Below are 13,769 nucleotides of genomic sequence, written 5' to 3'. Positions count from 1 at the left end.
GGCAACTCGCAGAGTGCGAATCGCAGCTAGACGGATAAACCTTATTATCTTAATCGAGCGATTTAGTGGCACTCACAACATGTCCATCAAACGGCGCTTACGTCTCGACTCAGCACCAACGCCCCTTCGGATGTCATCGTATCCAAGAATTCTTGACGGGCACTTCCACCCATGAGCAATAGGAGACGATCCGCATCAACGGACCGTTATCGACCCGTTGCCGACACTCGATCCGGCACGACCAGAGCGGCAGCTTCCAAAGTACAACGGCCGTCCAGTCGGACGCATCGGCTGGCTTCAGGTCGGCAAGAGCCGACGCCACGGGTCGAAGTTTGTGAGGCAGTTCTGAATCCATTGCTGCCGCTCAGACGGCAGCAATCGCGAATGAGAGATGTCGCTGCCACCAAGGCGATCTTCAAGCATTTTCGAAACATTATGACCGTCGTTGCAATTGATGTGGCAGCTGCATGGTTACTCCGGCGTCCAACGAACGGCCTGATAACCTGATAGAGCACCTCGCAGGATTCGCACTCGCTTCGCGCTCGCGTTGCTATCAGTAAGCCTGTTTTATCCAGCTATAGCGGATGCCGGGGTTCGCATGGCAACGCCTTGTCGCAAGAAAGGACGATGCCAACGGGTTCAGTCTGCATTTTCGGGGTTTGTCGCGCGCGGCTTTCCGGCGATGGACGCTGCGAGAAAGGCTGCTCCCGACTCCACGCGGCGCGTGCTCTCGCGCATGGGCGACATGATCGCGGACTGACGGGGCGCCGATGATATGGGCAAGCGCTTTGCAACGAGGCGTCATGTATCGCCCAGTGGCAGGTCGGGACTTTGGTCGGCCGCCGGACGAACGTCGCCCTGTGTGATCGCGCGCCCGGACGCGTCGGGCTCTCTGAGCACAGGTTTCCTGCGCCAAACCTGTAGAATCGTCAGACATTGAAGCCTGCGCGAGGCGGCCACGACGCGAGCGCCGATCGCATAAGAAGAACGATCCCTTGCTGCTCAGCCATGACACCCTCACAGATTCCTACGCTGTCGTCCCTGCTAGAGCGAACGGTTCAGCCAGATCCGGAAGCGAGCATTGAGAGCGCCGCCGATGCGTGCCTGGTCCGCAACAAGTACGGCGATGCGCTTTCAGGCTACTACCAGCTCGACGCGACGATCCCACGAATCGCCACGAAAATCGCTTTCTGCCAGTGGCTGGCGGGAGACTACGAGGACGCGCGAATCCGCCTGATTGATCTCGAGGCAGAGCTTGAGGAAGACGGGATTGGACTGCTGTGTGAGCTGATCGTTATCGATTCCGACTACAAGCGCAAGAAAGCTGACATGGCAGCGATGTGGCCACGCCTGAAGGCCGTGATCGCCGCCGACTCAGTGCCCCGGATCGCGGCCATGGCTCGCTCCCAGGGATTCTGGCCCGAAGACTTCGACAATCGGGAGCAGCGCCAGCGTGATGTCCAGCGCCTGCTCGTGCTTCACCCAGCCAATCAATTTATTCGTCTCGCCGTCATTCGCGAGATGAGGTTCGCAGACGCCGACGCAGCCGAAATGTATGCGCTGCTCAAGGCGTGGCCGAATCAGTCGCCAGCCCCGCGCTACATGTGGGAGGCCGCCAAGGTAGCGGCAGACGCTGGAGAGACGGCCGAAGCGCTCGACTACCTGGGCCAGCTCGAAGCGTGCGAGCGCCGTAGCGAGCAGCCCTCCGACGATCTGCTCTTTCAAATTAGTTTCGCGCGGTGTGTCATCGCGCTCAAATCGAACGCGCCCGACACGATGTCAGCGTTCGATCGTCTGATTGGTGACGCCACTCACGAAGAACACCGCGTCGTCGCAAGCCTCGCCGCACTTGAGGCAGCGTGCCGTGTCGTGCCGGATAGCGTGAGTGCATTCGGGGATCGCTTTCTGGCGGCTCTCGAGGCGAGGCATTACGGCCTTTCGCTCGGCGCGTCGGAGCTCTTCAACGAAGCCATGCCGGTGGAAGGGGCAGGCTGGGACGAGTCGGGCAGCGTCTGGTCCTATGGCGACCTGCAGCCGCTTCTGCCGATGCTCGCCAACGCCACAAGCGGACGTACACGTCTTTATTTTCGCGCCTGCCTGGCGGATTCAAGGCTCGACGATCAAACCGATAACGACGTTGAACTCGCGGATCTTCCGACCGCCTTCTGGGATGAACTCGCCGACGTGCTCGGCGATACTTCGGGTTATGAAGACGAGTTCGCCGGGCGACTGCTATCACTGCAAACCGCGATTCAGGCCCATCGCGCCGACCCTGACTGGGCCGAAATCGGTAGCAGATGGATCGCCTCAGAATGGGCGGCTCAACAAATCCAGTACGCCGTGACTCGCGGGGAGTTGACCACTGATCTCGCGTGCGCCGAGGTGGAGTCGCTGAAGCCCTTTGCTTGCAACGTCGCTGCTTGGCTGAAAAAACACCCAGTGCCTGCGCCGAGTGCCTACGACCTGGTTAAAAGCATCGTCGCCAACCTTGTTTCGAACGACGTGCGCGACGAGTTCCTGCAGTTGATGGAAGTCGTATCGCCGGGAGACGATCGCCCCGAGGTCCAGTTCTATCTCGGACTGTCTGCCCAGTGGATGAAACAGGGTGCGACGGCGCGCGCCGCTTATCAGCGAACCCTTGCCAAAGCGCCCGCACACTACTCGGCGATCTTCAACGCGCTTCTGCTCTGCAAGGCGGTCGTCGACACGCCATTCCTCGAGGAAATTGCCTGCTTCGTCGCGCAGTTCCCGGAGAACGAATCGGAGCAGAAACAAAAGCTCGCCGACGCTCTGATCAACGCGCAGAAACGCTGTGAAGACGTTGCCGATGCTAGGCGACGAATGATTCGCAAGGAACTGTCCAGATTTCCAACACTCGTAAGTGGCCTTGTCGAGCCGGCTGACATCTCGCTGCGCGCGGCGGTGGCGCTGCTTGCGCTCTTCCGATGCGCCAACGCCGAACCCGGTGACGATGAACTGCCGCCGTTCGAGGGCAGCACCGTCCCGTTTGCCCCTGCCGTCGGTTGCCGCCGCGTGCTCTTTGATTTGCTGAACGCCGGGCTTGTCACCGTCCACCCCAAAACGAGCACCGATGCATTTGCCTTCAAGGACGGCGAGGTCGAGGCCTGGCGTTTCGCAAGCGTGAGGTGGCAGCTCTCGCCATCGTGTGAAGCGCTGGTTGAACGCCTGCGCGCCCTGAACGGGGAGATCCCGCCATCTTGGTACGAGGACGTGCTGACTCTCGCGTCCGAGATAGCACGGGGTGAGGTCGTCGAATATCTCTGCTTTCTCGCTGAGGAACGCGGCTGGCCCGAGCCACGTGACACCGAGGAGGTAGCAGACCTCACGCGGGCCCTCGTCAATGAGTTGCCCGTTTCTCAGACGTTCTACGTGGCTTACCTCGGTGCCATGTCAGCCAGCGACTACAAGCAGAAGTATCCGGTGAACCGCCAGCAGGCCTCCGACATGCTAGTCAAACGCACGGGTGCCCGGCTGGAATCCGTGCGTTCGGCCAAGTTTCCGGCCAAGGAATACGAGCGGCCCTGGAAACTGCCTCGCTCGGCCGTCAGTTTTGCGCTGTGGGGGACGATTCTGGACCGAGGTGACGATGGCTTCACGCGGCGCATCGCGGACCTGATCGGAGAGATCTAAGCCGCTGCCTAGTGGAAGTTGCGGCTCACGGTCGGCGGCGGCTCGCCGGGCATCGAACTCACGTCGACGATGCATTTCGCAATGATGTGGCGCACCGTTTTCGGCTCCTGTGGACCTAACGCCCGTCATTCTTAGCCATCACGCGATAAGGCAGATGGTGTGGATTTTTCTGCTTTCAAACTGCAATCACTGTCCACATTGACAGCATCGTGACCGGCCAGAACTGACCACCACCTTGTTAACCCGTCATGACATTCATCCCCGTCGATCAATGTCTTCTAGGATTGCCAAAATTCGATTTCGCGGAGAGTTTTTCAACAGAATCGTCACGATAAGACTCATTCATCGATACTGCACTGCTGTTCCGCCGACGGTGATTAGCGAACAGCAACAAAGCGACCCCAACGGTCGTATGGTTTCGACGTGTCGAGGATCCGCAAAGGCCGAGAAGGAGCGTGCGTCTCTAACAATCGGAGGCCGGTTACAGCGGTGAAGCCGACGCCTGAACGTCCGACCGACGACGCCTGCGACCGGCAGCTTATGGCCGAAACCGGAAATCCGACGCACAGCAGGATGCCCGCGCTGAGATCTCTCGCACCAACTTCCGCTGAGTTCAAGCATGACCTACTCCTCCGACCTCGAAGCGTACCTTGTCCACTCCGGCGGAACTAGCCTCAGTTGCCGTGAAGTGACCATGGGCAGACGCAGCACTACCGTGCCAGGCGGTGGCCCCCAAATGTTGTTGAGCATGATCACATCTACCTTCACGCCCTCGAGTTTCAGATAGACGGTGTCCTCGTTTTCGAACAGTTCCGTATAGAGGGGCCGCCTGCCTGCTCCTGAAACCGGATCGTGCCTTTGGTACCCATGAGTCTTCCTCCGACAAGTTCAGTCGACATGCTCGTGAGACGTTGGCGTACCGCGGGCTGCGCATCTGGCCGCCGCGCGTTTCGCATACCGCGGCGCGCATCACACCACTCACAAATCCAGCACGAGCTCGTCCGAAATCGCCCGCGATACGCAAATCATGATCTGCCCGCTCTTTTCTTCATCGCGCAGCACCAGATCTCGATGCTCTGCCGAGCCCTCACACAACGCCGTTCGACATGAGCCACAGGTGCCGCTTTCGCACGAACTCGTGATGCGTACACCCGCGCCGCGCAGCACATCGAGAATGCTTTTGTCGGCCGGAATCGCGTAAGTCTCGCCAGAGTTCGATAGCCGCACGGTGAAGGGCCGATTCTCCTTCTGTTCTGCCCCACCCACTCCAAAACTCTCGAAATGAACCGTGCCCGGCGGCCAGTGTCCCGTCATGTCGCCAACCGCGTCCATCAATGCACGCGGTCCGCAGCAATACACATGTGCCTTCCCCGCGCGCTCGAAAATCGGCCAGAAGTCGAACGATTTCGCGCCGTCGCCGAAGTCGTGGTGGATCTTCACGTATGAACGCCACTCAGCGCTGCTCAACTCATCGAGAAATGCAGTGCCTTGCGGGTCGCGCGTCACGTAGATCAGACGAAACTTGCGCAAGCCCTCTGCGCGCAGTTCGCGCATCATCGCGAGCATCGGCGTGATGCCAATGCCGCCCGCAATCAGAATGAATTCCTGGGCACGCGGATCGAGAGGGAAATCGTTCTGCGGCGGCGTTACGCAGATCAGATCGCCCTCGCGTGTGTCGTCGCATAGGCTGATGGAACCTCCTCGCCCATTGGCATCACGCTTCACCGCAATTTCGTAACAGTGGCGTTCCGCCGAGCTGTTGCATAGCGAGTAGCGGCGTCGGTTGCCGTTCGGCACCTGCACGGTCAAATTCGCGCCTGCGCAAAACCGCGGCAGTTCAGCGCCCTGCGGATCGCGTAACTCGAACTGCCAGACCTCGCGTGCAATCTGGCGCTTGCGGGTGATCTTCAAACTCAGCGGTACTTCGCTTTTCTCAGCGGACATCGGCATTTCTCCACGACCTTTTACAGCGCAAGATGGCTTACAATGCGGCCACTATATCATTAGATATCTAGTAATAAAAGCGCGGATTGACTGCAAAGCAATTCGGACGTCTTGGTGGAAACCCTTGGTTGCCAATCCACACAAGACTCCGTACGCTAGATAATTAGAGGTCTAATCATGTGGTGAAAACTTGCAACACATGACTGATTGCCGAGCATATGCACACACGCCTGCTTCGCGGGCAAGAAAACCGGAGACGTAGATGACAGATTCGGCCCTGCACCACGGGCAACAAACCAGACAGGAAGCAATCCATTCAGTGCACGTTGAGGCGACATACCGGAAGGTGACGTTGCGTCTGATGACATTCCTTTTCGTCTGTTGGGTCCTCAATTATCTGGACCGGGTGAATGTGAGCTTTGCGCAGCTCCAGCTGAAGCAGGATCTCGGCCTGAGCGACGCCGCTTACGGTCTCGGCGTCAGCCTGTTCTTCATCGGCTACATCCTGCTGGAAGTGCCGAGCACGTTATTGATGAAGCGAATCGGTGCGCGCAAGACCGTGACGCGCATCATGTTGCTGTGGGGCGGCATTTCAACCGCCATGGCGTTCATGACCGTGCCATGGCAGTTCTATCTGGCGCGCACCTTGCTGGGCGCCGCGGAAGCCGGCTTCTGGCCGGGCATCATCCTTTACCTGACGTATTGGTACCCATCGGCGCGCCGTGCGCGCATCACGTCGCGCTTTCTGCTTGCGATCGCGGCTGCGGGCATTATCGGTGGACCGCTGTCGGGCTTCATCCTGCAGAACTTCGTCGACGTGTGGGGCTATCGCAACTGGCAGTGGCTGTTCTTTCTCGAGGGCATGCCTGCCGTCGTCGCCGGTGCGGTGGCGTACTTCTATCTGACCGACCGCCCCGAACAGGCAGCGTGGCTTGACGATGCCCAGAAGAAGATCATCGTCGATGCCCTCGAGGCCGACCGTCGCGCACGGCCGCCCGGCACGCCTAGCCGGCTGCTTACCGCGCTGAAGGATCCACGTGTTTATGTCCTCGCCGCCGGGTGGGCGACCGTGCCCCTGTGCGGCACGATCCTGAACTACTGGACACCCACCATCATCAAGCTGGCGGGCATCACCAACGTGCTGCACATCGGCCTGCTGTCCGCATTGCCATACATCGTCGGCGCCATTGCGATGCTGTTTATCGCGCGCAGTTCCGACCTGACGCTCGAGCGGCGCTGGCACTTCGTTGCTTCCACCACCGTCGGTGCGCTCGGCGCGACCATTCTGACCGTGCTGACCCATAACTGGCCAGCCGCCATCGTTTGCCTGAGCTTTGTATCGATCAGCTATTTTGCGGCCGCCGCGATCATCTGGTCGATCCCGCCGACCTATCTGTCTGGCGAAGCCGCGGCCGGCGGAATCGGCGTGATCAGCAGCCTTGGGCAAGTCGGCGCGTTTTTCGGGCCAATCATGCTGGGCTGGGTAAAAAGCGTGACCGGCAGCTTTGCGGCCGGTCTGCTGCTGGTGGCGGCCCTCGTCTTTGCAGGTGGGCTGATCGTGCTGATCGGCGTGCCCGCACAAAAAGCCGCCAGGTGAGTTCACCGGTGCGCTGCGTATCTACGTAATCTGTCATGGAGTTCAGATGAACAAGCTTCAACTCTCGGTAGCCGTCGGCAACTACGACCGCATGCGACCTCTGGTCGACGGCGACGTCCAGATCGACGGCGTCACACCTGTATTCATGCTGCAGGACCCGGAAGAAATCTTCTTTCGCGCGTTCCGCCATGCCGACTACGACATCTGCGAGCTGTCGCTCAGCAGCTATTCCGTCAAAACCGCTGCCGGGGTATCGCCGTACATTGCGGTGCCGATCTTTCCATCGCGCGCCTTCCGGCACACGTCGATCTATGTGCGCAGCGATCGCGGCATCGAGCGCCCGCAAGACCTGAAGGGCAAACGGATCGGCGTGCCCGAATACCAGCTGACCGCGAATGTCTGGGCCCGTTTGATTCTCGAAGAGGAATACGGCGTCAAACCGTCCGATGTGACGTGGGTGCGAGGCGGTTATGAAGATCCGACGCGCGTCGAGAAGATCAGCGTGGATTTGCCGGCCGACGTGACGCTTGAACATGCGCCCGAGGGCAAAACCATCTCGGGCCTGCTCGAAACCGGCGAAATCGATGCTGTGATTGGTCCACGCGCACCTTCGTGTTTCGACCGTGGCCATCCGCAAGTCAGGTATCTGTTCGACGATCCGTACGCGGCGGCCGCTGCATGGTATCGCCGCACGTCGATTTTCCCGATCATGCACACGCTTGGCATTCGCAAGGAACTTGCCGAAGCGCACCCGTGGCTGCCCGGTGCGGTCAGCAAGGCATTCGAGAAATCCAAAGCACTGGCGCTGGCCCGCCTGAGCGATACATCGGCCACCAAGATCACGCTGCCGTTCGTCGAGGACCATCTTCGCTCGGCGCGCGCGCTGATGGGTAACGACTTCTGGTCGTACGGCTTTGCCGCTAACGAACACGTGCTCGACCGATTCCTTGCGCAGCACTTCAAGGAGGGGCTTTCGGGCAGGCGTCTGCAGGCAAAGGAATTGTTTCACCCGGCAAGTCTCGATAGTTTCAAGATCTGATTACACAGTCATGCCGTAAATGCTGTTAATGCTGTTGATGCCGGGTATGGTCATCCAATCTCCCCTGCCCGGCTGATTCATCGCCGCCCTTCACCACTAAAACGATAAAAAGACTGCCCTACGGGACCGGTCGGTCCAATTCTTTTCAACGCGCGGAAACGCCGACAATAAAAGGTCAATCATGAGACGCATCATTTCTCCATCATTGGGAGGTGGGATCCTTGCGCTCGCCAGCATGGCGGTGCATGCCCAAAGCTCGGTAACCCTGTATGGCATTACCGATATCGGCATCGAATACGCGAATCACATTCCTGCTGGAAAGGCCACCGCGTCGGCGCTCCGCGAAGAGTCCGGCAATCTGGCCGGTTCCCGTTGGGGGCTGCGTGGTTCAGAGGATCTCGGCGGCGGCATGAAAGCCGTTTTCGTGCTTGAAAGCGGCTTCAATCTGAACAACGGCACGCTCGGCCAGGGTGGACGCATGTTCGGGCGCAAGGCATATGTCGGCCTTTCGACACCATATGGCACGGTGACACTCGGGCGTCACCAGAACCTGCTGTATGAGTTGATGTACAAGTACGACCCGCTGACGTTCAATCCGAGCTATTCGGCGCAGAGCATGGATAGCCAGTTCGTGAACCGTGCCGACAACTCGATTCGCTACAGCGTGAGCGCCGCTGGGGCAACGCTTGCACTGCTGTACAGCAACGGATTCGATTCGACCATCCCGAATGGCGCGCAGGTACCAGGGGCAACCAAGGTCGGCCGCGAAATGAGCTCGACCCTGATGTACGACCGGGGGCCACTCAGCATCGGCGCGACGTACGACCAGTTGCAAGGCACGTCGATCGCCACGCAGAGCAATACACAGATGCGTATGCTGCTTGGCGCCAGCTATGACTTCGGCATCGTCAAGGCGCTGGCCGGCGTAAGGTGGCTCAATACGCGCAACACGGATTCACCGCCGGGTTCGACGCTCTATTGGGGCGGCTTGACCTACAAGGTCGCCGTGCCGCTGATCATTTCAGCAAGCGTCTATCACACGCAGTTTCACAATCCGCATGGCGGCCCGACGATGGGTGTACTGCTCGTCGACTATCTGCTGTCGAAGCGCACCGAGCTCTATGCGGAGGGCGCGTATGTGCATAACCGGTCCTTCTCCGATGTGGGTATTCGTGGAACCGGCGTGGACGTCACCGCTGGCGTCAACCAGACCGGTGTGACCGTGGGGTTGCGTCACTCCTTCTGACATGCGTGGAACACTCAGGCGTGATGTGGGACGTATGGGACATTCCTGTTGCGGGACCGAGCCGCAGAGCGCGTATTATTGTAAGCGAGCTAACCTTCCGGTATCACTGTCCCATGGCATCCCGTCCTCCATCTGCAAAAAAGCCCCCCGCCTCATCCGATCCGATTCTTCGCCATTGGCAGGCGGCGGTTCCGAACGACCGCCTCGCGCACCTGGTAAAGGATGCGGCCCGCGCCATGGTGCGAGGACTGCATATGCGCCTCGCCGCGTATGAAGTGTCATTCGGACACTGGGCATTTCTGCGCATATTGTGGGAACGGGACGGCATCACGCAAAAAGAACTCAGCGACGAAGCCGGCGTGATGACGCCCACCACCTTCACCGCCGTGACCGCAATGGAGAAGCTCGGCTACGTCGAGCGTCGCCAATCGGCGGAGAACAAGAAGAACACGTACGTCTACCTCACGGCGAAAGGCAAGGCGCTGAAGAAGAAACTGGTGCCGCTCGCGGAAGAGGTCAACGAGATCAGCGTGACGGGCCTGAAAGATGCGGAGATCAAGGTCGCACGAAAAGTGCTGCTGACCATCATCGAAAATATGGCGCGCGACGAAGCGGATTCTCAGGATTCGGAGCGCCGGATTCCGTCAACGCGCGAGTTCGGCAATCTGATCGCGTCGCGGGCCGAGGAATACGACAACTAGGGAACTCATGGACATCACCACCCGGGCCGCGCTGCAACGCAACGTGCGCGACGCCCTTGCGGAAGACGTTGGCAGCATCGACTGGACAGCGCAGCTGGTGCCGTCCTCCACCACCGCACATGCCACGCTGATCGTGCGCGAAGAAGCCGTGTTGTGCGGTCGCCCGTGGTTCGACGAAACGCTTGCGCAAGTCGATCCGCAATTGCGCGTCGAATGGCGCTGTGCGGAGGGCGCGACCATGCAGGCGAACGCCACGGTATGCGAAATCTGGGGGCCGGCGCGCAGCCTGCTCACCGCCGAGCGCACCGCACTCAATTTTCTGCAGATGCTCTGCGCGGTGGCAAGCGTCACGCGTCGCTTCGCGAGTCTCGTCGAAGGTACCGGTGCGCGCGTGCTCGATACGCGCAAGACGCTTCCCGGCTTGCGCGACGCACAGAAGTACGCGGTGCGTATCGGCGGAGGAGCGAATCACCGGCTAGGATTGTTCGACGGCATTCTGATCAAGGAGAACCACATCCTCGCGAGCGGCGGGATCGCGCAGGCCTTGCAGGCTGCGCGCGACCTGCAGTGCGGCGTGCCGGTTCAGATCGAGGTCGAATCGCTGGACGAGCTTGCCGAGGCACTTGAGGCCGGCGCGCAGTCCGTCCTGCTGGACAACTTCGATTTGCAGATGATGCACGCTGCCGCCACGCTCAATGCCGGTCGCGCCGAGCTCGAAGTGTCTGGCAGCGTATCCGAGGCTAATATCCGCGCGATTGCGGAAACGGGCGTCGACCGTATTTCGGTCGGGAGCCTGACCAAGCACATACGTGCAGTGGATTTCTCGATGAGACTGGTTTGATCAGCCAGCGCGCGCGGTGTTTCGTCACTGCGCGCGCAGGCTGAACGCGCTAAACGCGTTCCACCCGCCCGACGTGCAGGCGGACATCACGACGGCCTAAAGCGCAACGTCCTCGCCCCTTTGGCTCGACGCCAGCATCGCAAGGCAGATCGTGAGCGTGTCCCTGGCCCACTGCCCATCATGGATCGGCCGCGTGCCGTCGACAATCGCGCAATACAGCTCGTCGATCACTTCCGCCCTCGGCACGCTCGGCGTGGGAAGTTCATGCCGGAAGGTCCGCTCATTGCCATAGATCAGCACGCCATCGGGCATCGGGCGCAGATCGCCGTGATCACAAGACACGATCAACGGCCCGAAATGTTGATGCGCGCGCGCGGGCGCCGGCAGGTCGAAGCGGGGCGCGCTATACGACGCGCCACCATAGGTGCCGGCGGCCTTCAACTGTGCTTCCTGTTCGCCCGACGCAAGCGTTGCGAGCCGCCTGCGTGCGCCGCCGTATGTAGTCGCGTCCTTGCGCTCGCCCATTTCGCCAATCCAGCCGGTCCATTCATCCGAATCGAAATGGCCGTAGCCGCTGTACGAAATGGATGCGAACGAACCGCCATCGAACCAGATCAGCGCGCTGTATGCGCCTTCAGTCGGACGTGCTGGATCCCAGTTGCCGACGGTGGCGCGAATTCGCGTCGCACGTGCACCCATCAGAAGCCGCACGATATCGACCTGGTGCGCGGCCTGGCTGAACACCGCTCCGCCGCCCTGCGCAGTGGACAGCTCCTCTTGCCGCCGGGGGCGATACAGATAGTCGGTAAAGTTCAGCGCGTGAATCATCCTGACCGCGCCAAAGCGTCCGTCATCGATCAGCTTGCGTGTTTCCAGATACGGCGTATCGAAGCTGTGGCAGTGGCCGATGATCAACGCGACGCCCGCCACGCGGCACGCGGCGATCATGCGGTCGCACTCTTCGAGCGCGAGCGCCATCGGTTTCTCTACCAGCACATGCTTGCCGTGCGCTGCGGCGATTTCCGTGTGTTGCGCATGGAACTGATGCGGACTGGCTACATACACGACCTCGACATTCGGATCTGCGACGAGCTCGCCGATATCGCTGAAAACCGGCGCATTGAAGTCATTCGCGAACTGCTGCCTTGCCTGCTCACGCGGATCGCACGCCGCGACGAGTTCGACGCGCGGATCGCCGACGAATGTCGGCAGCATCAGCGAAAATGCACGGCCCAGCCCCGCCACGCCGATCCGCAGCCTGCGCGCTGGCATTGCGCTGCCGGGCATTACTGGCGCACCTGGTAGTTCGATTCCAGCGCTGGCTGCTCGAGCTCGCCCCATACATACTTCGCTTCGTATGCCCGCCAGTCCACTTCTTTCGGGATGATCGCCTGATACGAGCAGACGCTGCGCGGCACCGTCAAATCGGCCGTACCGATCGGCGTGGCACCGGACTGAAATGCTTCGAGCGCTTCCAGCATGCGCTTGCGGAATTCGACGATTGCGACGTCGCTTGCGCCGAGCCGTTCGTCTGAACGGTTTGCGATCGGCCCCATCGTCACCCACATTGCGATGTCCTGATTCGGAAAGCCTTTGATGCCGGTGAAGTTGCCCGCAGCCATCGCCGCGCGATCCTGCCAGAAGCGGTTTTCGTGATTGCGCAGCGGGCGATAGCGTTCGTCGAGATCGATACCCACCTGTTGCCCAAGAAACTTGCGCCACGTTTCGGTTTCGGGCGTCGTGCCCGGGTCGCCCCATGCGATGAAATAGAACGCGGTGTTTTCATCGTCCATCGGCACGTTGATGTTAGCGACGTTGTACAGGTTATTCGGTGGCACCAGCACCGTTGCCGGCGCCACGAATACTGTCGAGCGCACGTACTCATGCGTGTTGGCGTTGAAGATCGGCCGGCGGATCGCCGCATAGCGGAAGCCGAAACCAGTACGCTCGACCTGCAGGCGCGGCGCCTTGTCGGTGGACGGACGCAGCCAGTTCTTTCCGGTTGCCTCGGCACCGCCGACGCGCGCCGGAACGAAATCCGACGAGTGCAGGCTCGAGCTGTGCGCGGAGTCGATGGCCCCCTCGAGAATCTGCGCCCAATTGCACGGCAACAAAGCCTTCGCAATGCTTACGCGTGTTTGCGCGCTTGGCGCCCATACCGGCGGCACGAATTCCGGAATGTCGTCCTGGGGCCCCATATAGGCCCAGATCAGACCGCCCCACTCCTGGGTCTGGTACGCCTTGTGGCGGGTTTTCTGCGCCATCGTGCTGGCGGCGGGCTCCGACACCATCTCGATCACATTGCCCTGCACGTCCATTTTCCAGCCGTGATACAGGCAGCGCAGGCCACAGTCTTCGTTGCGCCCATAGACGAGCGAGACGCGCCGATGCGGACAATATTCGTCCATTACGCCGACCCGCCCTTCCGTATCGCGAAACACCACCAGGTCTTCACCGAAGACGCGCGCCTTGACCGGCGTGCCGTCGGGCTCGCTGACCTCTTCGATCAAACATATTGGGGTCCAGTGGCGGCGCATCAGTTGGCCCATCGGGGCATCGCCTTCCACACGGCAAAGCAGGATGTTTTCTTCGTTCGTAAGCATGGTTTGTCTCCGGGCGGCACGTGCCGCCAATTCACCTGTCAGCACATTCTATTAGATATCTAATTATCAACGCAACATTTCAATCAGGTCACGTGCGCCGTGCCCTGCGCGGCAGGTGAGCAGCAAAACCATCTAGCATCTCGGGGT

Annotated in this window: 9 protein-coding genes; 6 read left to right on the top strand and 3 right to left on the bottom strand. The window is 60.4% G+C overall.

Annotated elements, in window-relative coordinates; translation table 11 throughout:
• Nucleotides 1-1,008: 1,008 nt before the first annotated feature.
• Entirely contained in the window at nucleotides 1,009-3,651 is a 2,643-nt protein-coding gene (locus ACYVNQ_RS13585; protein WP_460903017.1) for a hypothetical protein, read from the top strand.
• 978 nt (nucleotides 3,652-4,629) lie between these two features.
• Here the strand turns inward: ACYVNQ_RS13585 and ACYVNQ_RS13580 are convergent.
• Nucleotides 4,630-5,595, bottom strand: a complete 966-nt coding sequence (locus tag ACYVNQ_RS13580; RefSeq protein ID WP_460903016.1) for a PDR/VanB family oxidoreductase — start codon at nucleotides 5,593-5,595, stop codon at nucleotides 4,630-4,632.
• A gap of 262 nt (nucleotides 5,596-5,857) precedes the next feature.
• Between ACYVNQ_RS13580 and ACYVNQ_RS13575 the strand changes: the two genes are divergently transcribed.
• The 5 genes from ACYVNQ_RS13575 (at nucleotide 5,858) to nadC (ending at nucleotide 11,019) form a co-directional block, all read left to right on the top strand.
• Nucleotides 5,858-7,192 carry an MFS transporter gene (locus tag ACYVNQ_RS13575; protein ID WP_460903015.1) on the top strand — a complete coding sequence of 445 codons (1,335 nt, stop codon included), beginning with the start codon at nucleotides 5,858-5,860 and terminating at the stop codon, nucleotides 7,190-7,192.
• Nucleotides 7,193-7,238: 46 nt separating this feature from the next.
• Complete coding sequence (locus tag ACYVNQ_RS13570) at nucleotides 7,239-8,231, top strand: ABC transporter substrate-binding protein (RefSeq protein WP_460903014.1); 993 nt, start codon at nucleotides 7,239-7,241, stop codon at nucleotides 8,229-8,231.
• 181 nt (nucleotides 8,232-8,412) lie between these two features.
• Nucleotides 8,413-9,477 (top strand): porin, encoded by a 1,065-nt coding sequence (locus ACYVNQ_RS13565; RefSeq protein WP_460903013.1) that lies wholly within the window; start codon nucleotides 8,413-8,415, stop codon nucleotides 9,475-9,477.
• A gap of 113 nt (nucleotides 9,478-9,590) precedes the next feature.
• A complete protein-coding gene (locus tag ACYVNQ_RS13560; protein WP_460903578.1) occupies nucleotides 9,591-10,178 on the top strand; it encodes a MarR family winged helix-turn-helix transcriptional regulator in 588 nt (195 codons plus the stop codon).
• A 7-nt stretch (nucleotides 10,179-10,185) separates the two neighbouring features.
• Complete coding sequence (gene nadC, locus ACYVNQ_RS13555) at nucleotides 10,186-11,019, top strand: carboxylating nicotinate-nucleotide diphosphorylase (protein WP_460903012.1); 834 nt, start codon at nucleotides 10,186-10,188, stop codon at nucleotides 11,017-11,019.
• Between the two features lie 96 nt (nucleotides 11,020-11,115).
• On the opposite strand, the gene ACYVNQ_RS13550 is transcribed toward nadC, so the two are convergent.
• Together ACYVNQ_RS13550 and ACYVNQ_RS13545 are read right to left on the bottom strand one after the other, a co-directional pair.
• Nucleotides 11,116-12,291 (bottom strand): Gfo/Idh/MocA family protein, encoded by a 1,176-nt coding sequence (locus ACYVNQ_RS13550; protein ID WP_460903011.1) that lies wholly within the window; start codon nucleotides 12,289-12,291, stop codon nucleotides 11,116-11,118.
• Between the two features lie 14 nt (nucleotides 12,292-12,305).
• Nucleotides 12,306-13,622 carry a Rieske 2Fe-2S domain-containing protein gene (locus tag ACYVNQ_RS13545; RefSeq protein WP_460903010.1) on the bottom strand — a complete coding sequence of 439 codons (1,317 nt, stop codon included), beginning with the start codon at nucleotides 13,620-13,622 and terminating at the stop codon, nucleotides 12,306-12,308.
• Nucleotides 13,623-13,769 lie beyond the last annotated feature (147 nt).

This window comes from Paraburkholderia jirisanensis (assembly GCF_054782355.1).
Note: the sequence above shows the minus strand (reverse complement) of the source record. Positions and strands in the feature narration are given on the sequence as shown.

Bases quoted from the DNA above. Each gene is read 5' to 3' on its own strand.
- ACYVNQ_RS13560 (WP_460903578.1), top strand. From the start codon at position 9,591: ATGGCATCCCGTCCTCCATCTGCAAAAAAGCCCCCCGCCTCATCCGAT.
- ACYVNQ_RS13575 (WP_460903015.1), top strand. From the start codon at position 5,858: ATGACAGATTCGGCCCTGCACCACGGGCAACAAACCAGACAGGAAGCA.
- ACYVNQ_RS13545 (WP_460903010.1), bottom strand. From the start codon at position 13,622: ATGCTTACGAACGAAGAAAACATCCTGCTTTGCCGTGTGGAAGGCGAT.
- ACYVNQ_RS13580 (WP_460903016.1), bottom strand. From the start codon at position 5,595: ATGTCCGCTGAGAAAAGCGAAGTACCGCTGAGTTTGAAGATCACCCGC.
- ACYVNQ_RS13585 (WP_460903017.1), top strand. From the start codon at position 1,009: ATGACACCCTCACAGATTCCTACGCTGTCGTCCCTGCTAGAGCGAACG.
- ACYVNQ_RS13570 (WP_460903014.1), top strand. From the start codon at position 7,239: ATGAACAAGCTTCAACTCTCGGTAGCCGTCGGCAACTACGACCGCATG.
- nadC (WP_460903012.1), top strand. From the start codon at position 10,186: ATGGACATCACCACCCGGGCCGCGCTGCAACGCAACGTGCGCGACGCC.
- ACYVNQ_RS13565 (WP_460903013.1), top strand. From the start codon at position 8,413: ATGAGACGCATCATTTCTCCATCATTGGGAGGTGGGATCCTTGCGCTC.
- ACYVNQ_RS13550 (WP_460903011.1), bottom strand. From the start codon at position 12,291: ATGCCAGCGCGCAGGCTGCGGATCGGCGTGGCGGGGCTGGGCCGTGCA.